A 22,522-nucleotide genomic window follows, 5' to 3' on the forward strand; every position below is an offset into this window, starting at 1 on the left:
ATCACGCAGGGGATGTTTTTGGCGACGGGTCATAGCAGGGCACCCAAGGGTTCCCTACTATCTTGACAGCCGCCTATAAAAAATGGCGATATTCGAGTCAAATGACCCACTAGAGGGAACATGAGGGAGCCGTGATACTCCTGTAGAACGCGATCGCCTGCCTGCTGCACCAATGCGCTACGGGGGTCAATATTGCTGTCTGCAATCTGCTGAATTGCTTTGATGTCACTGAAGTTCATGGGGTTTCTCCTATGGAGTTTAAAGAAAGAAATGGGGCATGGGCGATCGCCACAATGCCCCATGCAAAAGGTTTCTAGTTAGATTCAGATTGTTTCTGAGTAGTCTGACCGCTACCGTTGCTCTGATCGGCTTCCGATGCGGAGGATTCAGTAGATTTGCTCTGTTGGTTGGGCTCAGGGGTATTTGGGGGAGCTGCTGACTTGGTAGGCTCTTTTGGCTTGCTAGGAGTGGAACTCTTACCACTTGTGCTGGGTTGAACCTCAGGCTTGAAGATGGCCTTTCCACCCTCAGCCAGCAGCCACAGGAACACCGTCACCTGAACCGTTGAAAGACAGATTACCAACCAAAGCAATTCCCCCCAATTAATCGCGAGCCCTGTGAAGCTCACTACAAATGGTTTGAAGTAGCGCAACAAAATCGCTAAATCCGTGCAAAATGCACCATAGCAAAGCAGCATGATCCGACCAATCCACCGTTGCGGATAAGCGTTGTACTGACTTTTCAAACTGGCGACAAGCGGGTTATCTGACTTACTGACCTCTAACCCTCGGAAGCGCTCGGCGGCTTTGATGAGCAGGGCCAGGGCACCCAACGACCCTTTCACTAGTAGGGGTAGAGCTTCCAACACTTGCAGCAGAGCCCACAGCACCAGTGCCACAAAACCGATCAGGAATTTAAACCATCCTTCAGGAGCAAAGAAGCTCATGAGGATCTTCCAGTAAAGCGAAGCATTCCAGGCACAGAAAACAATTACTGCGATCCGCGTAACCAGCACGAGCATTAGGATTCCGAAGGATCCACTGTTACCCAACCCAGGATTTTTGAGAGTGTTAGACATTAACCTTCTGCCTCCGTAGTGGTTGCATTGGGGCTGCTAACCTCGGGGAAATTTGCGCCGTTCTGACTGGCCCGTTCGATCGCCTTCTTCACCACCTCAGGAGCGGCATTCCCCGCAAACTTGGTAAGTCGCCCTTCCTCACCGACGATCGCCGTTCCTCCAATGGCATCACACACCACTAAGCCAGGCTGCAAGGGTTGCCCATTAATACCGCTTACTACTTGGGAATTGGGCACCAATTGAGCGAAGAAGCCATTCTCAGATAGCAGCAGACAGTCTTTCCCGTAGCGGTCATTGGCAATCGCCCGCTCCTGATCCAGCAGTTCATTACTGCGTTGTAAATCAGCAACACGGGAGATCTCGCCCTGACGTTGTTGATATTTAGCCCATTGCCGAGGTGCTTCCAGGTAGCCAATGACACCGATAAGCCCTACTAGGGCAACAGGAGTCAACCGTTGGCTGAGGGTTTTTTCATCGCTTGGATTTAACATTAGATGTCCTCTCTATGTGTTGCATGGGGTTGGATAAGGGGCGATCGCTTTGCTTTCTCAGGGCTGGGGCGATCGCTTCCTTGTGTGAATAGATAGCGTGGACAAATTCATGTGTGGACCGCTGCCACAGCCGTATCCATGGAGGTCCACAGCATCCACACCAGTCCACAGTCCACAGTGTGGATGGGCAAAAACAGAGAATTTGGGCGGCGTTGCTCATGGTGTGGATGGTTCTAGGGGAAGAACAAAGGGTGTTACAGGAACAGGTTCGGGCTCTGGTTGTGATGGAGTAGAATCTGACGCCCCAGCGATCGCCATCACAACCAGAGCGATCAGGCTGAAGGCGGCGAGGATTCCGCAGGCGGCTTTCCCAGAGACATCAGCTCTGCAAACTTCTCCTCAGCAGTCTTAGTGGCAGCAGTCTGCTGGTCTGCTAGGATGCGAGACTCAAGAGCCTTAACCTTAAGGTCTGTCTTGGCTTCAGCGATTTTTGCATCAAGCTTTGCAGCATCCTGTTGAGCTTTCGTGAGCCGCTCGCGCTGCGCCTCAACTTTCTGATCCATAACTGTTTTGGCCGCATTAATGGCCATGTCTGCGATCGCCAGCAAAGAGCCTGTATCTGTGTCCTGTCCTACGACACCATCAAAAAACTTGACCATTGCTGTTGGGTCAAACCCTTGAGGTAGCTGAATTTCGTGGGATTGAACAGGAGCCAGTTCGCTGGTTTGAAAGAAATTCTCAGGCATTACCTGGGGGCGAACTGCTGGCGGCTCAGATTGTCTCGGTGCTGGCTTATCTCCGGCATAGGTGACCAGAATTGCGCGATCGGCATCAGAGAACCGACGCACACCTTCAACAATTTCTCCCAACTCTCCGTGTGCGTCTTTGGCCTTCTGGTACCAACTTTGAACCGTGCGCTTATCGCGCCCCATCTCATCTGCGATCGTGCGTAGGGTGTGGGGTCTCATATCCGTTTCGCGGCTCCTTCATAGGGTTGCGTATGAACTTCGTAGCGGCTTCGTAGCGAATTTCGTATGAAGCTTCGTAGTGATCTCGTATGAAGCTTCGTATGAAATTGAGATTAACACAATATTCCAATTGGCTTCCAATTGGAAGCCAAAATTATAAAAAACATCCTAGGATTGGGGTGTAGTGCTTAAATGAAGGTGTCGGTATGGCAGGCGGTCAGGTGAGTCCACGGGGTTTTGATAAGCGAACGCGCACGATGAGTTTGCGCCTCCAATTGGAAACCGAACTGTTCTATGCGGCTTCGGGAGAGTTCACTCTTGAGGCATCTACAACCCGAGCAATGGAACAGTACTTGATGGCCCGTGCGCGTGACCGGGATAACGTTGCGAGTTTGGCTCACACCATTCGAACCCGCGCAATCTTGCTTAATAAGACGCCAGTTCAAGTGTTGGCTGAATGGTTGGAACGTACTGGCGACTACAAATTCCTGGAGAGCTACACTACAGCGGCGATCGCTCTGTGTACGCTATGGGACATTAACCCAGACGATGCACTTCCACCGAAGAGTGAATAAATCTTCCCTACTGAAATGCGATCGCCTCGTCCGGTTCTAGGGGGTAGCAGAACGGCCCCGATAACGGCTCTGTGTAGTCGCTATCGCCGGGTGTCTTTTGGATTAGCTTGCGGCTGTTTGGAGTTCGAGGGTGGCGGTCGCCTGCGGCTTCAGTAGCTTCGCTACACTAAACTCATTGAGCATCAGAATCAGCTCGATTTCGGCTTAAGCAACCGTATCTTGAACTTTGTTGAGGATGTCATAGCTTGTTCCATTTCAGCTGTGCTCATCAGTTCTCCCAGCTTCGCCTTTTGTTAGGTATCGCTCTTCAGGTCGCTATCGAAGACGACTGCATACTCAACCCGCAACTCAAGGCAGTTTAGGCAGGCCTCCGTCATGTCACGACATTGCTTAGCTGTTCTTACGGTTTACTGGAGGGCGGCGATCGCCACAAACTTCCTGTTTCAATCCCTATCGGGTTTCTCGGTTGAGTGTCGCCAACATCGGCTTTATTGCCGTATGTAGGCCATACTACGTTTCACTCTCTGTAAGGGTTTTCAGTTGAGTGTCGCCTGGACGAGAGAGGCCAGGAAGCCAATGCCAACTTTAGTTTCAATTCCTGTAAGGGTTTTCAGTTGAGTGTCGCTCAAGCTTGTTCATTACAATCGCTCTCTGAATTTAAGTTTCAATCCCTGTAAGGGTTTTCAGTTGAGTGTCGCCTGCTACTGCTGCTAGTGCGATCGCCAGCACCAACGTTTCAATCCCTGTAAGGGTTTTCAGTTGAGTGTCGCCAGGTAGGACAGTGTAGAGGCTAGAAGAATCACTAGTTTCAATCCCTGTAAGGGTTTTCAGTTGAGTGTCGCACTCACGGCTGGAGAGGATGGAAACTTGGTTACGCGTTTCAATCCCTGTAAGGGTTTTCAGTTGAGTGTCGCGGATATCTTCCTAGTCATCATCAGCGTTGGTGTACGTTTCAATCCCTGTAAGGGTTTTCAGTTGAGTGTCGCTCTAGCCCAGGATATTGATACTTTTCTGGCCGCTGTTTCAATCCCTGTAAGGGTTTTCAGTTGAGTGTCGCCGCAGCATAAAGCTCGGATGGACATGCGGCAAAAGTTTCAATCCCTGTAAGGGTTTTCAGTTGAGTGTCGCGGTGGGGCGATCGCTTATTGGATTGGTGGTGGAGGTTTCAATCCCTGTAAGGGTTTTCAGTTGAGTGTCGCGAGAAGCCAGTTAGAGCATTCTTGATTTCTGGCAGGTTTCAATCCCTGTAAGGGTTTTCAGTTGAGTGTCGCTCGGATCGTTTACTTCAAACCAGCCACACTCTTCCGTTTCAATCCCTGTAAGGGTTTTCAGTTGAGTGTCGCTCATAGGCTGGCAACCAGCTGCCCCAGAATTCTAAGTTTCAATCCCTGTAAGGGTTTTCAGTTGAGTGTCGCCAGGGGCGATCGCACTCTTCACAGAACTTTTAAGGTTTCAATCCCTGTAAGGGTTTTCAGTTGAGTGTCGCTTTAACGATGGAATGGTACAGGCCATTCTAGAAGGTTTCAATCCCTGTAAGGGTTTTCAGTTGAGTGTCGCCACTTCACCCGAGCCTGAACTGTCTTTTCAGTTTGTTTCAATCCCTGTAAGGGTTTTCAGTTGAGTGTCGCAGTTGACTGGCTGTTTACTGAATGGGAACGAATTGTTTCAATCCCTGTAAGGGTTTTCAGTTGAGTGTCGCCACCTGACCTGAATACGGGCAACCTGCGATCGTACGTTTCAATCCCTGTAAGGGTTTTCAGTTGAGTGTCGCCCCAGGCCCGCCGCCTTTGCTATCCGGTAGCCAAGTTTCAATCCCTGTAAGGGTTTTCAGTTGAGTGTCGCAATTCGATTTGAGGATCCTGAGAACATTATCCCTGTTTCAATCCCTGTAAGGGTTTTCAGTTGAGTGTCGCAAACTCCTAGTGGTTCAATCGTGCTCTGATGTCGGTTTCAATCCCTGTAAGGGTTTTCAGTTGAGTGTCGCCCGAAAGGTTGACAGGTGGGTTAGTCGAAGGCTTGGGTTTCAATCCCTGTAAGGGTTTTCAGTTGAGTGTCGCACTAGGGGATTCTGCAATCATGGGGAAACTCAACACCATCGTTTCAATCCCTGTAAGGGTTTTCAGTTGAGTGTCGCGATTCCCAAAAGTACCGCTTACCGTCGTTGTCTTGTTTCAATCCCTGTAAGGGTTTTCAGTTGAGTGTCGCGCTGAGCTCATAACCCAGGCGGTACGCGATCGCCAGTTTCAATCCCTGTAAGGGTTTTCAGTTGAGTGTCGCGCTGTTCCGTTATAAGTGTTTGTGTTAGAAGCTATCTGTGGTTTCAATCCCTGTAAGGGTTTTCAGTTGAGTGTCGCGGGTAAAGTACAAGCCCACTGAATTTAAGGTAGTAGTTTCAATCCCTGTAAGGGTTTTCAGTTGAGTGTCGCCTCACATCTTCAGGGTTTCGGGCAAGTGTGACGGGGTTTCAATCCCTGTAAGGGTTTTCAGTTGAGTGTCGCCATTGGTGAGGTGAACAACGGAGGCGACCTGATTGAGTTTCAATCCCTGTAAGGGTTTTCAGTTGAGTGTCGCCAAAGGTCATCGTGCCCCCAAGTTGTAGGAAGCTTTGTTTCAATCCCTGTAAGGGTTTTCAGTTGAGTGTCGCTTTTCTGGCCCTGTATTGGCTCCTGCCAAAGGTGCGTTTCAATCCCTGTAAGGGTTTTCAGTTGAGTGTCGCAATTTAAGCTTTCTAGGATTGATGTTGCTTTGGATGTTTCAATCCCTGTAAGGGTTTTCAGTTGAGTGTCGCCCAATCCTGTGCATTCTAAAGCTTCCACAATTGAAGTTTCAATCCCTGTAAGGGTTTTCAGTTGAGTGTCGCCGGACCGCAGCAACCCCGGCCCCGGCTCCCAGTGGTGTTTCAATCCCTGTAAGGGTTTTCAGTTGAGTGTCGCCGATCGCCTCCTAAAAACTTATAGGTGTAAGCGGTGTTTCAATCCCTGTAAGGGTTTTCAGTTGAGTGTCGCCCTGTGGCCCCTGCACAAACTCATGCTCACCTCTGGGTTTCAATCCCTGTAAGGGTTTTCAGTTGAGTGTCGCCCAAGAATAATAAATTCGGAGGCGAGTATCAATGATGTTTCAATCCCTGTAAGGGTTTTCAGTTGAGTGTCGCCTTTTTGATGTGTGGGATTACTACGACCCGGCACATGTTTCAATCCCTGTAAGGGTTTTCAGTTGAGTGTCGCTCAAGATTGCGTGAAGATCTGCGATCTGGACATGGGTTTCAATCCCTGTAAGGGTTTTCAGTTGAGTGTCGCGGGCCAATAGATAGCAACACATCAAAGGCAGCATCGTTTCAATCCCTGTAAGGGTTTTCAGTTGAGTGTCGCTAGAAGAGAGCTTAGGCCCAGTTCAGAATCTTCTAGTTTCAATCCCTGTAAGGGTTTTCAGTTGAGTGTCGCCCCTGATTATCGGGGTACTCAAATTTATATCCTGATGTTTCAATCCCTGTAAGGGTTTTCAGTTGAGTGTCGCCTGAAAATGGGCTTGTGGATTGAGGATGAAAACGGCGTTTCAATCCCTGTAAGGGTTTTCAGTTGAGTGTCGCACCCCCAAACGCGATTATCTTGCCATAGGCATCGGTTTCAATCCCTGTAAGGGTTTTCAGTTGAGTGTCGCTCATGCGGGGTGGTCGTTGCGTTGGTACTCGCTACGTTTCAATCCCTGTAAGGGTTTTCAGTTGAGTGTCGCCTCAGAGGATTGTTGCTGAACTGATGATCCGAGCGGTTTCAATCCCTGTAAGGGTTTTCAGTTGAGTGTCGCCTGTCCTCTGTTTTTATTTGTTTTTCGATCGCATTGTTTCAATCCCTGTAAGGGTTTTCAGTTGAGTGTCGCCCTCTAGAGCAGACTTGGGAAACCATACGGTGTAGGTTTCAATCCCTGTAAGGGTTTTCAGTTGAGTGTCGCGGAGGCTGAAAACTCATGCTTAATCGACCCCTTTGCGTTTCAATCCCTGTAAGGGTTTTCAGTTGAGTGTCGCGAGATTCAGGGTGAAGACCTGGACTATTTCCGCTTTGTTTCAATCCCTGTAAGGGTTTTCAGTTGAGTGTCGCGCGGCAACGTCACAGTATGCCTAAAAACTCCAACCGTTTCAATCCCTGTAAGGGTTTTCAGTTGAGTGTCGCTTCAAGCCCTTGACCGCAGGCACCCCGACAAAAGCGTTTCAATCCCTGTAAGGGTTTTCAGTTGAGTGTCGCGCCGCCGCATATTGATTAGTGAAATTGAAAAAGGCGTTTCAATCCCTGTAAGGGTTTTCAGTTGAGTGTCGCCCCGCCAGTCAAAATAGTTAGAACAAATAGTTAGGTTTCAATCCCTGTAAGGGTTTTCAGTTGAGTGTCGCCCAAGTACCCTGCATCCCCTGTCCATTCAGGTAGGTTTCAATCCCTGTAAGGGTTTTCAGTTGAGTGTCGCCGCTGCACCCGTCCTATGCCGAGCGGACTTATTCTGTTTCAATCCCTGTAAGGGTTTTCAGTTGAGTGTCGCGGCGAGAACCTGAAATGATTGCTATATGCAGTTTTCAAGGTGCGGCTGCGCGGATCTTGTGGATCGTAGCATTTCTGAGTGTGGCCCTGCTCCAATTTAATGGAACCTGAATCTTGAGATCGTAGAGAGGGCAGGGGTTTCAAGCAATGCGCGGATGTCGTCTGAAGTTGAGGGGACTGGAACGTACGGATATACTGCACTTCAGCTTTTGTCAGCATAGTTCTCTCCCAAACACCTACCTCTCCGCGCATCAAGCAAAGAAGATACTGTCGTCCCGTACCGATTCCCCTCCAATCCGTTCCACTTTCGCCTGACAACAGCGGCAGAGGGAATAAAAGCGAATGCTGTCTTGATCCGGTTTAATCAGCTTACTCAAGCGGGATCGCAACTTGGCGTACTGGGTTTCCGTCAACTCGCACTCAAACACGCTGTACTGCATCCACTGTCCATAGGATTTGAGGATCTTATGGATTTTGGTACGTCGCTTATTTTCTGGAATGTCATAGCTAATGACAACATACATAGGGCTACTTCAGCACTAATGGTGGGTATTTGTCGGTTTCAGCCATGAGGTACTTAGCCAGGAGCCGTGCTTGAATCTCAAAGGCTTCCTGATAGGTGCATTGAGTTTGTAAAACTGGATGCTTAAATTTGGATTGCTTCTTCTGCTCGTACAGTCGAAGGAACGTGCGTAACCCCTCTAAGGTTAACGAGACAGCAGCACTGAAGGGTTCTGTGACAAAATCTTGAGGAGCGATTGCCCGCCGATTGATGCTGCTTAATACGACTGCATCCACGACGAGAGGCCGAAACTCCTCCATCAAATCCAGGGCCAAAGAGGGGCGTCCGTACCGTTCAGTATGCAAATAGCCGAGATAGGGATCAAATCCTACCAGGTTGATGGCGCTTTGTACGTCGTGGCGCAGTAGAGCGTAGCCAAGGCTGAGCAGGGCATTCACCGGATCGGTTGGAGGGCGGCGGTTACGGGACTGGAACTGGAAGCTATCGGCTCGAATCAAGTGGTTGAAGCTGCCGAAGTAGGCAGCACTGCCACTGCCTTCTAATCCCCGGAGGGAGTCGATGGTGTGGGTTCGGTCGATGGGGGCGATCGCCTGCTCCAATTGAGTCACAGCAGATTGCAGGGAAAGCTCAGGAACCTCTCGTTGGGCACGCATCAGGGCATTGCGGTAGTTTTTCAGCTTACCTCTAACGAAGCCGCGCACCACATGGAGGGCAGGTTCGGAGGGGGCAATCGCTTTCCACTGGGCAGCTCGCACAAAAATGTTCTTGGTTAGCTCTGGCTCTAGGCGTCCCAGGTAGCGTCCGGTATGGGTCAGAAAGCTGAGGGCAATTTTGCGTTCCAGCAGTTCGGTCACCACTGCTGGAGAAACCGTTGCCCGTCCCAGCACCACAATGCCATCCAGTTTGAGGAGGGGGACATCGAGTAGGGTTCGTTTGTTGGCACGAACCGTTAAACGCTCGTCGGTCTTGCCGATGTAGCTGTCGTCCTGGGTGATATAGAGAGTTCCCATAGGTGTTTATCCTTCTCAATCCACTTCTCGATAGCGGGCCACTTTGTCAGCGGCTTTGGGTAAACATTGGCTATAGAGGCTACAGCCCTTACATCGGGGTGAGTAAACGGCTGGGGGCATTTCGCCTGTGGTCAGAATGTAGGTGACGGCTGTGATGGTGGCGATCGCCTGCTGCCGTAGCTCTGGGGTAATCTCGACAGGCTGGCGCTGGTGGGATTGGGCGTAGTAGATGTAGCCCAGAGTTACGGGTTGTCCCGTCATCTCCTCAATGCAGAGGGCCTGGGCGCATACCTGCAACTCGTCATTGTCGAACTCGCCTCGTTGTCCCCGCTTATATTCCACAGGGAACCAGCGACCATCGGTTTCCTCAATCAGATCCGATTTCCCAATCAAGCGGTAACGTTCGGATTTAAGCCAAACGGCGCGGATTAGCCAGGTGTCTTCCCGCTGCCCCTCACCCGTGGTGTGGACGCGATCGTGCAGGCTGGTTCCTTCGATGGTGTATTGGTTATCGACGAATCCACCCAAACAGTACATGCGCCAACAACGGTGAGGGCAGTAGGTATATTGATTGAGGGCAGCAATGGGACTGTAATCGTTTTCAGTCATACGCCCTTACTCCTTTTTCTCACCCACGCTCAGGCGGATGTTGACCCCGTGGGCCAGGTATTTGGCGATCGCCTTCCCCAGTTCCTGCTCGGTAGTTTTCGGTGGTGGCGGTGGTTTCTTCTCAGCAAATGCAGACAGCACAAAAGCTGCGGCCATGATTAATAAAATGGCTACTCCTTCCATGGTTATTCCTGGTCGTGCAACTGAAAAGGTTTACAGAGGCGCTACTTGCTCAAACGGCGAACCATGCCCATGCCCATGGGAGTCTTGCGGCCAACACCGCTGTAGAGAGCAAAATCGGCCAGAGTATTAAGTTGTCGGATAGTTTCAGGAGAAATGTCTCCCAAAATGCGATAGCTCGTGATCCCGACACATCCGGCCCACTTACCGTCAGGATGAGTGACTAGCTCGGTCTGAATATCAAAGAAGCTGGGAAATAGACACTCGGTTAATTCGCCTTCTAATGGGATGCCGCTGTAACGATTCCATCGGTGCAATAGGCTACCGAAAACGCATTCTCGCGTGGGTAGGGCAGAATCGTATTTACCCTGGCGGAACGTTGCAGGGGTGCAGAAGGCAAAGCTGATTTGGCGATCGCTATCGGAAGCCTGTTCGTAAAGCTGAGCGTAAGAACTGAAGTTGGCCCATGGCTGCGGTGATTGGGGGGTGCCTAGGACGCTGGTGATTTGCAGGTCGGCTGGTCCCAAATGCCAGGGGTGAGCGGGATTGAGATTGAGCCAAAGGGGAGTTAGATGTCCAAACAGAGTGTCATCGAGTAGGGAGATGCGCCACCAACAGGGGGTTCCGGCAGGGATGGGGCGGCTATGAGTCCACTGCAATTGATGACCCTTAGGGGAGCGGCTGCTCACTTGTAAGGGGCTGAGGGTAAAGGCTTTCTCGGTTTTCTGCTCGTGAAGACGATCGCCCAACGCTTGGTCTACAGAACTCACCAGCGTCAGGCAGAGGGCATGGAGGTGCTTTCCTGTAAGATAGCCAGGAGGAATGGGTGATCGGGGTTGCAGGTTGAGAATGAGGCTGTGAGGCATAATTAAACCATCCAAAATTCTTCTTCATCGGGGCATTTCAAGGCAAGTCCGGCGGAGGCGATCGCCAAAATTCCCGACAGGCTAGGGAAGAACAAGTAGTCTTTCGATGTATAGCTGTCTGAAACTTTAATGGGGTAGCATTCTAGGCCTTGTTTTTTAAGGCGCACGATCGCCCAACAATTTTTGGCTGATTCAGAGACAATGACACCTGGAATCAGCTTCTTTTCTACAAGTCGCGGAGTTGGGCGAATCACATCTCCATACATTCTCTGAATGCTGCAATTCTCAAAGGCGTAGAGTTTGGAAAGGTAGATATTTCTGAACTCTTCCAAATCATCAATTGTGAGAGAAAAGCAAAGGTTGTAGGGAGTATTTGCCCTAGACAGCACTTCAATGCGATCGCCGCTGCTTTCAAATTCGTAAAACCGCAGAAGATGGATTGGATCGAGAGTGGTTTCACCTACCTCATCAAGAAGCAAACACTTTGGGTCATCAACCGTTAAGCTATCAAACAAACTATCTCTGAAGCGAAAGAGTGGAGCGTAGCTCTCCTTGAGAATCAGAGCGTATTGTTGGATCTCACTTGCGAGGACAGAATCTTTTTTGACTAATTCTCCAATGTTTTCCATGGTTAGCCGCCCAGCCTGAAAATCTTCCCAATCTTCAGGACAAATGGCCCTTAGGAAGCTGATCACACAATTTTGGCCGCCTTTGATAAACTTCCAATCTTTCTGGATCTCTTGAGGAGTCTTTTTAGCAAGATTCTCTGCTCCTTTGAGGATCTTCATGCGCTTACGATAAAACTCCCAGTCTCGTTTCCCCCCAAGAACAGCTTTTAGCGTGTCATAAAGTTGAGCTATGAGGGATGATTCGGGAAGGTCTTCCAGAGCGGTTTCAAGTTCCAGAAGTGGCCGTGCAATTTCTAAAAATGCTTCAGATTTCCAATAGATTTCTAAAAAGGGACGTTTCATGCAGCCCAGCTCTTCTAGAGCAGTTCTCAATGCTTCTCGTCCGCCGAAGCAGTCTAATCTTTCAATGCCCTGTTCCCAGGCTTTCTCTGGTAAGTAGGCGATCGCCTCTGACGGTATATCAGCCTGTTTTTTGCCGAGAACTCGCCCAACCCGCCCAATTCGCTGCCAGAACGAAAACCGATCCCGCGTTGAAAAAATTAGCCAGTCTAGATTTTGCCGATCGGGGGCATTATCCCGGTCAAAGTTAAATCCAACATCTACTGTACTAGTTGCAAGAATGACCTGTTTTTGGGCAGCTTCGTGGCGTTCATCTTGTGATTTGATGGCACCTGTAATCCGTCCACGTAAATGTTTAATGCCTGCATTGCATAACAAATCATTGAGCTGGTTTACTTGGTCGAGAGAATCAAGAATGACGGCACCAAATTGGTCAGGATTCTGCTCAATTCTTTGAAGCACTTCATTGGCAATTTCTTTGATGAGAAATTCTTTGTCTAACTGTTTCCGAATTTCTAAATTAACTGCCGTTTGAGAAGGGAGCATCTGGCCTGTTTCTTTTTCACCATCAATGCTATAGATTCTGACACCTGCTTCTTTGAGCCTTTCTAAGGCCGCTTCACAGGCAGGCTCAGGGGTTGCTGTCAAAAGTGCAACTTTGCGGTTGTACTGGAAGTAGCCAAAGACTTTTGAAAGTGCCAGGTAGAACAGTAATCCAACGAGTTGCTTGGCACCATAAAGATGAAACTCGTCAAAGATGATGGTGGCAAAATTGCTGTAAAAAACACTGGCAATGTTACTGCGGTCGAGGGGAGCATACTGAAAGAAGGCTGCATAGTAGAAAATATCGGGGTTTGTTACCAAGAGTAGTGGTCTTCCAGCACACTCAGGAAATATGGTAGAAGGCTCCCGAAGAACGTTGTACAGCTTCTCTCCAGACCGACGACCAACACGATCATCAGGCCACTCTTTGACATGCTTTGCAGACGCTGCTTTCACGATATGGGGTAGCCCCGCATCATGCACGAATTTTCTGGCTGCTTCTGCTTGTTGTTCAATCAATGCATTGGTCGGGGCAATGTAGATGGCGTTGCGATTGTGATTATGAGTGATCACGCTAAGTCCCGCACTGGTTTTTCCGCTTCCTGTAGGCGCGAGATCTAGGATAATGTCATGGTTTTCGGCTGCTTGGTAAACCTCGACTTGGTGTTGCAGCATTCCATAAGGAAATGCTCTCTGGATAGTGACCGGAACGTTGGGATTTGGACAACTGGCAATGCTACGCGGCTCTAATTCAATTTTGAGGTGGCTCATGCTGTCCCCCACAAAAGTTAAGGTGGGCAGGTAAGGTAAAATCTCCGATTTGCCAAGCTACTCCGCGAAACTGAAGATTTTTCAGCAGTGATGCGGGAGGCATGGAAATGAGGTCAAATGAAAGCATTTCCAGGTTGGAAGGAATATCGGCAACGTTCAGATAGGCACTGCATTGATGAATTCCTTCTTCAAGTTCGGTGACGGGCCAAGTCTGAACTAGATCAACCCGAACTTTGCTCATGAATTTTCCGACCCGAATGTATTCCGGTAAGGGGCGATCGCCCAATACAAGTGTCTGAAACCTGTTACCCCGTTCAATCACGCGCAGTCGTCCGGTTTGAGGGAAGTTACTTGCCCGCAAGCTGTTAGGGATCTTTCCAGAAGCTGCTAATTGACGAGCTAGGGGGAGATCTTCTCGCTCTGTTGCGACTCTGTTCCGAGCCATGAGGTACCAATATGGATCTGAAAGTGCATTAAACCGTTCAAACCTAAATGATGGTTTTCCCTCAAGAGGCCAAGCTGGGAGAATGTAGCCTTGATTTGCTAAAGGAGTAAGGTCTTCTAAATACTTAGGTCGCCCAGTATCATTCCCTGTTAGATAGTATGGCGATCGTGCCCAACCCAAGGCGTAGGCTAGGGCATAGTTGCCGATCGTTCCTTCGGTGTAATACGTGTCTGATAGTTCCCGTGATGCAAAGAAAATGGGTTCCGCACACCATAGTTCAAGCAGTCGAGCCTTTTGAAAGCCCGTGTCAGTTGTGGAATAAGATAAAGGCAAATCTAATTGGGACATAGGTTACTCCTCTTTTGTCCCTTTCTTGTTGCCCTCATTCTTCACTTTTCGGAGTGGTGCGTAGGACTCATCTAGGCGCTTCAAAAACGTTCCCTGCTCCTCTGGGGACCAGTGGCGGTCGACATCGGCAATCACATCATTTTGTTCGTCTATAGAGAGTTGAACAGAAATCCCTCGTTTGCTTGTCCAGTTTGCGATAACGGTTTGGGTCGCAGAAGCTAAGGCATCTGTATTGAAAGGGTGTTCGAGCGATTTCCCGTCTGTTATCAGTTTGTCGTAAACCCCTTGAACGAGTTCTAGGGAACTGGGAAGTTCAGCTATGCCACCGAAGATACCGAGAACTCGGTTTTCCATGCGCCCAACCCGGCTAGAGACAGCACCATAGCGGGTGGTCAAGAGGATATTTCCAAGGGCGTAGCGTAATTCATCAGCCGTCACATCTTTGAGAGTAAGGATGTCAAGGAAATGGACGCCAGGTTTAATATATTCGCTGGTATTCAAGCCTTTCGATATCTCTGTTTTCTCTTCTGATTCCCCCGGCAAACGCATTGTGCCATTTTCATAAACAGCATTGAGCGTGCGATCTCCAATCAGCTCAATTGCTGACAAAACACTAAAAGCGTCTTCCGTCCATACTCGGCTTTTTTGAGAACCAACATTTTCCCCTTTCCCGGCTGCAAATCCATACAAGAAACAATCTATACAATTTCCACATGGATGATTCGTATTGAGTGAGCATACAAAATCTTTTTTCTTGTCAGTGCTTGTATAAAGTAGATTGTGTGCTCTAAGAAACTCGCGACCTTTACGCCGTTCAGGGGCAACCTGCTTCCGTTTGGTCATCACCAGACGCGGAATTGAGAAATCATGTTCAGGGAGCAGTCCGGCTTGAACATACTCGCTACACATGGGTTCACCTGTGCCCTCGGTGCGGAAGATGGTTTCAGATTGGGTAGTCCGTAATACCACAATGCCAATCGTCCGCCCCTTTGGGAAGTTTTCGTATTGTTCAGCTAGGAAGGGTTGTAACTTTTGAATCGACATGATGACTTCTCCTGTTTCAATTTAAGATTCTTGGGCTTCTGTAGAAGCGGAATTGCTAGCATCGGCTTGGGCTTTCAGTTCCTTACGAGCGTCTTGTAAGAAAAAGAGATAGGCTGCTTCCAATGTCTTGCTATCGGTTAAAAGCCGCTCAGGACGAGAGTGGTAAACTTCGGCAAATAGTTGCTTCAGCACATCATAGAACTGCTTAACTTGCTCATATTTCGTTGCCCCAACTCCATGCTCACGAATGCGATCGAGGCGAGTATGGTAATCCTGCACCAGTGCAGCAAAGATGGTATCCCAGTCCATGTGGGATTTACGCGATCGCACGGCTTTGATAAATTCCGAGAATGGCTCAGCCTGAGCGGTGCGACGGAAAGAGCTACCCCGAAGTTTGCCAACTTCAGCCAGATACGCTGCCTTCTTGAGATAACTTGAAACGCGATCGTGTTCTTCTGACATCAGGCTCTCCAACAAGTGAGTTAATGGTTCCTTTATACGAGTCCAGATAGCTTCTAAATTTGGATCATCTTGTTCTCGTAAAATCCATCGAAGTATGACGTGGTAAAGGTCGAGTGGCCGCTGTGCAGCCCTTGTTAAGTCATATAGGCAATCATCTTTCTTTTGAAGATTGGCAATACTGATGGTGAGCTTGCCAATGTACTGCAATCTCTCTAAAACCTGTTCTGCTGTTATGGAAAATTGTTCCTCTGCTTCGGATAAATGCCCTTGCTGGTAATAAATTCCATTCCCTAAAAGCGGCTGAAGCGATGAGGGAATACCGTCAACTTTTCCAAATACTTCCCAATCGGGTTCAACTTCTAAATTTGCGCTGAGGACGAATGGAAATCTGATATCGTCAGCCAAGGAAATTTCTAAAGCTAGCCGTAGTGACTTGAGTAAGGCTACAGAATTGTTTGCGTCTCCCCAAACAACTGGGATGATAACGGTTGAGTAACTAAATTCAGGTCGTTTCGGTAAAGCCATGCCCACAACTTTGTTTTCCTTGAAGGTCAGGCTTCCATCTCGATAAAGCTGTAGCTCATCAAAGGTAACGGTGCCCCCTTCTGTATTGGCAGCGGCTGTTTCTCGCATCCATGTTCGCCACATTGCCTGCATGTGAGGACTAGAACCTTTTGGCAGGGCAAAATGTAGGTATAGTGGGTCTTGCTTGCTGGCTTTTGGAAAGTTGGCCCCCACCGTCACTAATTGATATGCCAGAGACGAGAGCATATCGCCCCGTCGCTTGGGTTCAGCACTCATCCCTCCGGGTAAACGGTTGGAAAAGGATTGAACCTTTGTCCCTGGTGGCATCTTGTTGGAAATTAATTCATCCACCTCCGTTGTCATTGCACCTAAAGAACAACGCTGCCGTGGATTGGCTTCTGCATAAGCTGTTAATTCTGCAAATCCTGCCCAATCCGTATCCCTGGTTAGATTAAGCAGCCGTTTAACAGCGGCTACCAAATCCCTGGAAACTTCGCCTGTATTCTCAACCTGGCGTAGTTGAAAAGAGTCCTCCAGGATGGCGCGGATGCTTTCTATACCATTAGAAACTGCCTTCGCTGCAAACAAACTCCGTCCATATTGAGCATTAAATGGCTCCAAAGCATTACGCTGTTCCGGTGCAAGCCCTGTATGGGATGCAATTCGATCCCAGGCATCCTTGGGACTAAGTTGGGCTTCCCGATAACTGAGATAAGCAGCCTTTAGCCCTTCGGATATTGCAAAGTCTTGATCACTGGAGACAGGAAGTAAGCCAAGACTTTGAGCGGTAGTAACAGCATCCTTGCCCGCATCAGCTCCATATTTCGCTATATCTTTGGCGACTTTATCTGCCTTGTATCCACTGAATTTTTTGGTTAGCTCAAACTCAACCCTTTCTAGTGCTGCTTCTGGATTTTGCTGAATGGCTTGAGGATCAACCTTAATCCCATCTTTGGTTGCGTTGACCAGTTGCTCAACATTTCCACTAAACACACGATTGATACGTCTCTGCCACTGTTTTGCAATTTCAACGGTTAAGTCTTCCTGGGGAAAAGTTTCTCCCTCATAAATTTGGCTATCAGGGTTAATGGCTAAAGTATGTAAGCCCTTGCCATGTAAAACTTCCTCACAGGCAGAGAGTAATAGTGAAGTGAGATACCCTCGATCTTGGGATAATGTGATTTTGAAGAGATGACTTGGACGGCCAAAGGCCACTGTCAACTCGTTTTCAACCTTACGAACACGTTTATCTTCTTCGATACCTAAATCAAATAAATCTCCCCCAACCAACATTGCTGCCCACTTTTCAATATTGGGATCTTCAGGAAGAAACCGAGTACCATCACTGACGTTATGTCCAGAGTGCCTCTCAATCAGCTTTCGCACCAATTTCAGGTCTTCATCAGTATTGACTAATCCTTTCACCCCTGCCTGCTCAAGCTGTTCTTCTAAGAAGGCGCGATCGCGGGCTAAAGTTTTCACGTTCCGTTGCTTTGGATCTAGCTTGTTCAAATCGTGAACAGCGGTTGCTGCAAGAATACATCTGCGTTTTTCGTCAGGAACCTGAGCAATTTTGCTAACGGTTAGAACGAACTGACAGGCAGAATCCAGGTGCTCGGCTAATGTCCTTCCTTGGCGTGACCCATGCTGTTTGTGCGTTCTGTGTAACTCATATAGCTTGGGACGAACTTGCTGAAAGTAGATTTCGTCTAGGATTTCTGGCTCTTGTGCCATGAGCCGATGTCGCTTAAATACCATGGTTACCTCCCACTAATAGAGATTGGATAGACAGACGATTAATGAAAGCGTCACTAAACGCCATAAAAATAGACAGGTAGAATTTTATGGTTCTTCTTTTGAGAAGAGTCCAAATGTAGTCTTTCCAAAGAGAACCAATTTAAGCTGTGCAATTACTCATTAAATGTTGCACCCGTTAAGTCGTTAAAGTTAGCGGGTACAATCTAACCGCGATCGCTCTCCATCGGCTCCAATCACCACAACTTCTTAATCCCTTTAAGCCCTTAACTGGCAGAGCTTACGGCGGATAGCATCCGATACTTGTACTGGCGATCGTCTCCACGTCGCTTCTCGAAGTGGTAGCCGTACTTCTTAGCAGCCGTATGCATGGTCGCCGAGAAACGGTGCCCTACCTCCTGCACCAGTTCTTCCGTCGAATGCCAGTGGCCATCTGCCAGTACCGCAGACAGCTTTTCCAACTGCGTTATAACTATCTCCTTGGCTCAATCGCCAACTATCTACGCGTAGACTTAATGTTTAAGCGATATAATGTAATTGTAAAAGGAAGTATCACATAATTTCCTTAAAATTGCAAGTGTATTTTTGGTTCTTTCTGGAAAATGCCTAGAAAAAAGGAAACCTTAACTCTGTCAGTTCCTCCTGGAACAAAGGAAAAGCTGGAGGCGATCGCAGAACGCCTCAACGTCCGTTGGGGTAATAACCCGAGTCCTTCAGGATTGGTTGTCGCCATCGCCCATCAAGAGTTTGAGGTGGGACAACCATTCAGGCTCAACACAGCACAAGTTAAGGCATTACACCAAGCTGTTCGAGATCTTATTGATGCAGGCCATGTCGAAGAAGCCAGAAGTGTACTTACACTTTTACTCGATCGAGGGGAAATGGAGGCCCCTTTACGGCAAAACCTTGTTCGACAGCTCAACCAGCCCTTAGAGGGCTGGCGAGGAGAGGTTGATAAGCTGATTAACCAAAAGCAGTCCTTCCGTCTCTTCTACCAGAACTCTCAAGGGCAAGCCTTGGAATATACGGTTCGCTATGCCGAGGTCATCTTTTATGAGAAACGTTACTATTTGCAAATTTGGTGCAATGAAACCGAGGATAGCGATGACTTACCTGAACTAAAGCATAATCGCTGTCTCAGACTAGATCGCATTCAGGGAGTTTTTTCTGCCAGCAGCGAGTGGCGGGGTAGATTTGATGCGATCAAGGTTCAATTGCACTTCAAAGGTTGGCTTGTGCGAGCTTATGAGCCTAAGGATGACGACATTAATGACGAAGTTGTTGGCGATATTCGACAGGTTACTCGAAATGTCATAAATCCCTTTTGGCTCATTCGAGAGGTTCGGCGCTATGGCCCAGAGTGCGTAATCGTCTCACCCATAGAAGTACGTGAACGCTTTAAGCAGGAACTTTTGCAGATGATTGAGCAGTACAACGATATTTTGTGATGTTTAGTGGCTGAAGCTAGCGACCTGTGAACGTTTCTACTCCCCTCTCCCCCAGATTCCCGCGCACAGCAGAAGTGCGTCTCGCAGTTGGCCTGCTGAGTTAAGCGTTGTCCTGCCTAGTTCGGGGTAGACGCACCATCGTTCGTCAGAGACGCACTCTCCACCCCGCTAACGTCGCGCCTTAGTGGGGCTGAGGTGGAATACCAGTGTGTCGTAACCGTGCTGTAAACGTTTTCAGTGTAACGACGTGACTGGCGTGAAGACGTAACACTGCGGCACTCTGCTAATCTGGGGGTTTCCTGCCGCCTCTATACCCCCGTGCTACCACTCCGCATGACTGAGGATAGCGCGGGGGAGAAGGCGTTCCCCTGATCTCTCCCTTTGGTGCAGTTGTTGGATCTGGCAGCGGCAACATGAGCGACTGTGCCCCACCAGAACTACTCATTTCATGCCCATCACCGGCGATCGCCTCTGGCACAAAAGTAGAGCTGCCCAGACGCGCACAATTATTGTGCTCTCCCTCATTACATGGTTATGAAGTTCCTTCTGTGTGACCACAAGGATGAAAACCAACCATTTTTGGGTTTGGATGCAACTGGATTTAAGCAAAGGTTAGATGAGACTCAGGCGGCTCTATTAGCTGTACTGCAGGTAGTGCATTCAGTGATGAACCACTCATGGCGAGACAGCACAATAATTGTGCTGGTACAAATCTTTTCCTAATTGGGTTGGTTGATGTATGGCTATACATCAAAGTGCAGGCATGGGAATGAATCTAGCTTCCACTGATCAGTCATGTTATGTAGTAAACCCCTTGCAGATCAGCCAATTTAGAGGATCATTGATTAGTTGCGTTGATCCGTTTCTTCGGGATTGAGTAGTAAAGGAGGCAGGATGGCTAAAAAGCCAAAGTTAGATGAATTCACCATTGGCCGCATGCGGCAGGCGTATTTGGCCAATCTCGGTCTCAAGAAAACGGCTCTTAGAGATGAGATTTCTAAGAAATTTCAGTGCAGCATTTCTACGGTCATTCGTTATGCCAAGGAGGGGGGATGGGAAGAACTCCGGCAGGCGGTGATCGCATGTCGCCATAAAGAAGTGACCCCTCATTCTGTATCGTCTCCTCCGCCTCCTCGTTATGAGGTTACAGTGGCTGGGCAGGGAGTAGATGTAGAAGCTTTGTTAATACAGGGGATAGTAAGTTTGTTTACCGATGGCATGGTGAGTCCGATTAAATCTCGGGAAGCTGCGCTCGCCACGGCTTTAAAGCTCATTCAGGAATACCGGCGGTACCATCCGCTTACCATCGATGAGCTCATTGATGCTGCCCTGTCTATACCAGGGTTCAGTCCAACTGCTCTCGCTCGGCGTCTCAGGGAGCGGATTAAGCAATCTAGTTAGGGCGACCGCTTTTCCCCAGAAACACCGACTAACGCTTATCTAATATGGGTTAAGTGCGTTCAGCTCGATTAAGGGAGCAATTGTTGGTCGCGTTTGTGACTGCTACAGTAATGCCAGCTTAATCTGGATTGATAGCGACCGAGGAGTGGAACAGGACCCAATAATTGGGCTATGCCCGTCTAAGTGGGTCGCTGCTAGGAGTGGAAGAGAGCCCAATCATTGGGCTAACCCTCGTCTCCCGGAGACATAGAGAATTTTCAATGATTTTGAGCCATTCCTGCTGATCAGTCCCCCTGATCAGCCTGATCACCTACCTCAAATCCTTTCAGCTCAAGGCTTTAGACGAAAGCTGATCAGAAGCAGTTGATCAGTTTTTGCTGATCAGCCTCTTCTGATCAGCTTTTTGTGCTCAGAAATCGCCCCTGCACAAGGAAACTCTAGAAAAAGGACCACGTTTTGCTAAAAAAAACTAGGACAACAAAGGTGGCTGGAGCGGGTATCAAAAGCCCGTGAACGCGTTAGCTATTTTCTCTTTGGCTTATGAATACGAAATTGCGCCCTTTAAGGGCATGGTCCAGGTAATTTTACTGTCTTAGAAAACAAATTGTGGCCCCTCCTGCTATAACCGAGTTGCATAGGCGATCGCGTTTCTCCAGAAACAGTAAATAAGGCTTATCCAATATAGGTAAAGTGCGTTTAGCCCAATGATTGAATCGACCGTTCCCGCTATAACTGAGTTGCGGAGGCAATCGCGTTTCTCTAGAAACAGTAAATAACGCTTATCTGATATAGGTAAAGTGCGTTTAGCCCAATGATTAAAGCGACCGTTCCCGCTATAACTGAGTTGCGGAGGCGATCGCGTTTCTCTAGAAACAGTAAATAACGCTTATCCAATATAGGTAAAGTGCGTTTAGCCCAATGATTGAGGCGACCGTTCCCGCTATAAGGGAGTTGCCTAGGCGATCGCGTTTCTCTAGAAACAGTAAATAACGCTTATCCAATATAGGTGAAGTGCGTTTAGCCCAATGGTTGGGGCGACCATCTGTTGTGCCACCTTCCCTTTGCTGAGCCGCGATCGCCCTAGCGATGGCACCATCCCCATAGTCTTGATTTTCCCGCCCTGCATTTGTTTGACCAATGAAGTGCCTCCTAACTGTACTGCTCCTACTCAGTACCGGCCTCTTTACAATCCATGCAAAATCCGCCCTGGCCCAAACGACTTCGCAGTATCCTAGCCTGGAGAGTGCTGTTTTTCCTCCCAATCAAAGGGAGCACTCGTCACTCAGGTGAATGAGCAGCTCAACAGCCAGGGGATTATTGGGGAAACAGAGATTGTGCTGGCGATAGGTTCTTATGGAATCGCTAATTGGTGGAATCGGATGCTCAGGACAATGAGCGTTTCGGTAGTCGCTCTACACTTGGAAGCGGATAGAGTTCAGGCCACTGCCATCGATCTATCCGCTGGGGATACCGCTTCACAGCTAGTTGCGATGGGTTATCCTCCCGGTGTGGCAGAATGCTTGCTTCAACTCTTGAGAGAAACTAGCTTCGCGCCGAGAAATATGCCTGAAAGAGGTACTTGAGGAGAGTGTTTTTGAAGCAGAAGGGTAATCTTCTCAGATGCCCGTTTTGGTAGCGATTGCCGCCTGTGGCACAATTCCAAATATGCACTGACGCCCCACCCATGTTCGTCGCGGTGGGGCTTTTATCTTGCAATATTCTGTAGGAGTTCTTTGTTTAGGAGCTCTCTGATGGAAATGCTGCCGATTGACCCTAAAGAATACTACGGGCCAGTGGTGGAAGAGCTTCAGAAATTGAGGAAAGAAGTTACAGAGCTACGCCGCGAGAATCAAGCTCAAAGACAGGCTTTGGCTGGCTTATACCAAACAAATATGAAGCTGCGCCAAACTAGAAGAGTCCTCTTTGAGGTGATGGGCGATGACAGGACGTCCTTTTCAAGTCACGGTGACGGAGAGCCTGGAGCAGTTAGAG

19 protein-coding genes and 1 CRISPR repeat array are annotated in these 22,522 nt (G+C 48.7%); of the genes, 5 read left to right on the top strand and 14 right to left on the bottom strand.

All coding sequences use genetic code 11. The annotated features are described in order from the left end of the window. Positions 1–29: 29 nt before the first annotated feature. The 4 genes from NDI52_RS31710 to NDI52_RS31725 form a co-directional block, all read right to left on the bottom strand. The gene (locus tag NDI52_RS31710; protein ID WP_348256989.1) at positions 30–239 is read right to left on the bottom strand and encodes a hypothetical protein; all 210 of its coding nucleotides are present in this window, start codon (positions 237–239) and stop codon (positions 30–32) included. Positions 240–313: 74 nt separating this feature from the next. After that, positions 314–1,078, bottom strand: a complete 765-nt coding sequence (locus NDI52_RS31715; protein ID WP_190770047.1) for a hypothetical protein — start codon at positions 1,076–1,078, stop codon at positions 314–316. Next, positions 1,078–1,569, bottom strand: coding sequence for a hypothetical protein (locus NDI52_RS31720; protein WP_190770048.1), 492 nt, complete (start codon positions 1,567–1,569; stop codon positions 1,078–1,080). Before NDI52_RS31720 ends, NDI52_RS31715 begins: the two co-directional genes overlap by 1 nt. 332 nt (positions 1,570–1,901) lie before the next feature. Continuing rightward, positions 1,902–2,537 carry a hypothetical protein gene (locus tag NDI52_RS31725; protein ID WP_190770049.1) on the bottom strand — a complete coding sequence of 212 codons (636 nt, stop codon included), beginning with the start codon at positions 2,535–2,537 and terminating at the stop codon, positions 1,902–1,904. Positions 2,538–2,743: 206 nt separating this feature from the next. Here NDI52_RS31725 and NDI52_RS31730 point away from each other — a divergent pair, with 206 nt between their 5' ends. Then, positions 2,744–3,112 carry a hypothetical protein gene (locus tag NDI52_RS31730; RefSeq protein ID WP_190770050.1) on the top strand — a complete coding sequence of 123 codons (369 nt, stop codon included), beginning with the start codon at positions 2,744–2,746 and terminating at the stop codon, positions 3,110–3,112. 440 nt (positions 3,113–3,552) lie between these two features. Next, positions 3,553–7,633: a CRISPR direct-repeat array (repeat unit 37 nt; unit sequence GTTTCAATCCCTGTAAGGGTTTTCAGTTGAGTGTCGC). Positions 7,634–7,883: 250 nt separating this feature from the next. Here the strand turns inward: NDI52_RS31730 and cas2 are convergent. The 10 genes from cas2 to NDI52_RS31780 all read right to left on the bottom strand — a co-directional run bounded on the left by cas2 (position 7,884) and on the right by NDI52_RS31780 (position 18,142). After that, on the bottom strand, positions 7,884–8,156 hold the full coding sequence (cas2, locus tag NDI52_RS31735; protein ID WP_190770051.1) for a CRISPR-associated endonuclease Cas2: 273 nt from the start codon (positions 8,154–8,156) through the stop codon (positions 7,884–7,886). 4 nt (positions 8,157–8,160) lie between these two features. Next, positions 8,161–9,165 (bottom strand): type I-D CRISPR-associated endonuclease Cas1d, encoded by a 1,005-nt coding sequence (cas1d, locus tag NDI52_RS31740; protein WP_190770052.1) that lies wholly within the window; start codon positions 9,163–9,165, stop codon positions 8,161–8,163. Between the two features lie 15 nt (positions 9,166–9,180). Continuing rightward, positions 9,181–9,774: a CRISPR-associated protein Cas4 gene (gene cas4 / locus NDI52_RS31745; RefSeq protein ID WP_190770053.1), complete on the bottom strand. Its 594-nt coding sequence runs from the start codon at positions 9,772–9,774 to the stop codon at positions 9,181–9,183. Between the two features lie 6 nt (positions 9,775–9,780). Beyond that, entirely contained in the window at positions 9,781–9,957 is a 177-nt protein-coding gene (locus tag NDI52_RS31750) for a hypothetical protein (RefSeq protein ID WP_190770054.1), read from the bottom strand. Between the two features lie 41 nt (positions 9,958–9,998). Then, entirely contained in the window at positions 9,999–10,820 is an 822-nt protein-coding gene (gene cas6, locus NDI52_RS31755; protein WP_190770055.1) for a CRISPR-associated endoribonuclease Cas6, read from the bottom strand. A gap of 2 nt (positions 10,821–10,822) precedes the next feature. Continuing rightward, complete coding sequence (gene cas3 / locus NDI52_RS31760; RefSeq protein ID WP_190770056.1) at positions 10,823–13,102, bottom strand: type I-D CRISPR-associated helicase Cas3'; 2,280 nt, start codon at positions 13,100–13,102, stop codon at positions 10,823–10,825. Then, positions 13,083–13,895 (bottom strand): type I-D CRISPR-associated protein Cas5/Csc1, encoded by an 813-nt coding sequence (gene cas5d, locus NDI52_RS31765; protein ID WP_190770057.1) that lies wholly within the window; start codon positions 13,893–13,895, stop codon positions 13,083–13,085. The genes cas3 and cas5d overlap by 20 nt, the downstream gene beginning before the upstream one ends. A gap of 3 nt (positions 13,896–13,898) precedes the next feature. After that, positions 13,899–14,939, bottom strand: a complete 1,041-nt coding sequence (gene cas7d, locus NDI52_RS31770) for a type I-D CRISPR-associated protein Cas7/Csc2 (RefSeq protein ID WP_190770058.1) — start codon at positions 14,937–14,939, stop codon at positions 13,899–13,901. 21 nt (positions 14,940–14,960) lie between these two features. Continuing rightward, positions 14,961–17,684: a CRISPR-associated protein Csc3 gene (locus tag NDI52_RS31775; RefSeq protein ID WP_190770059.1), complete on the bottom strand. Its 2,724-nt coding sequence runs from the start codon at positions 17,682–17,684 to the stop codon at positions 14,961–14,963. 263 nt (positions 17,685–17,947) lie between these two features. Then, positions 17,948–18,142 carry a hypothetical protein gene (locus tag NDI52_RS31780; RefSeq protein ID WP_348256990.1) on the bottom strand — a complete coding sequence of 65 codons (195 nt, stop codon included), beginning with the start codon at positions 18,140–18,142 and terminating at the stop codon, positions 17,948–17,950. A 141-nt stretch (positions 18,143–18,283) separates the two neighbouring features. Here NDI52_RS31780 and NDI52_RS31785 point away from each other — a divergent pair, with 141 nt between their 5' ends. The 4 genes from NDI52_RS31785 to NDI52_RS31800 all read left to right on the top strand — a co-directional run. Beyond that, positions 18,284–19,129 (top strand): WYL domain-containing protein, encoded by an 846-nt coding sequence (locus NDI52_RS31785; protein ID WP_190770061.1) that lies wholly within the window; start codon positions 18,284–18,286, stop codon positions 19,127–19,129. 894 nt (positions 19,130–20,023) lie between these two features. Further along, positions 20,024–20,530, top strand: coding sequence for a hypothetical protein (locus tag NDI52_RS31790; protein WP_190770062.1), 507 nt, complete (start codon positions 20,024–20,026; stop codon positions 20,528–20,530). Between the two features lie 1,286 nt (positions 20,531–21,816). Beyond that, the gene (locus NDI52_RS31795; RefSeq protein WP_190770063.1) at positions 21,817–22,113 is read left to right on the top strand and encodes a hypothetical protein; all 297 of its coding nucleotides are present in this window, start codon (positions 21,817–21,819) and stop codon (positions 22,111–22,113) included. 168 nt (positions 22,114–22,281) lie between these two features. Further along, on the top strand, positions 22,282–22,522 hold a 241-nt coding region (locus NDI52_RS31800), incomplete at its 3' end, for a hypothetical protein (protein WP_190770064.1).

It is taken from the genome of Leptolyngbya sp. PL-A3 (genome assembly GCF_039962325.1).
GTDB lineage: Bacteria > Cyanobacteriota > Cyanobacteriia > Elainellales > Elainellaceae > Vacuolonema.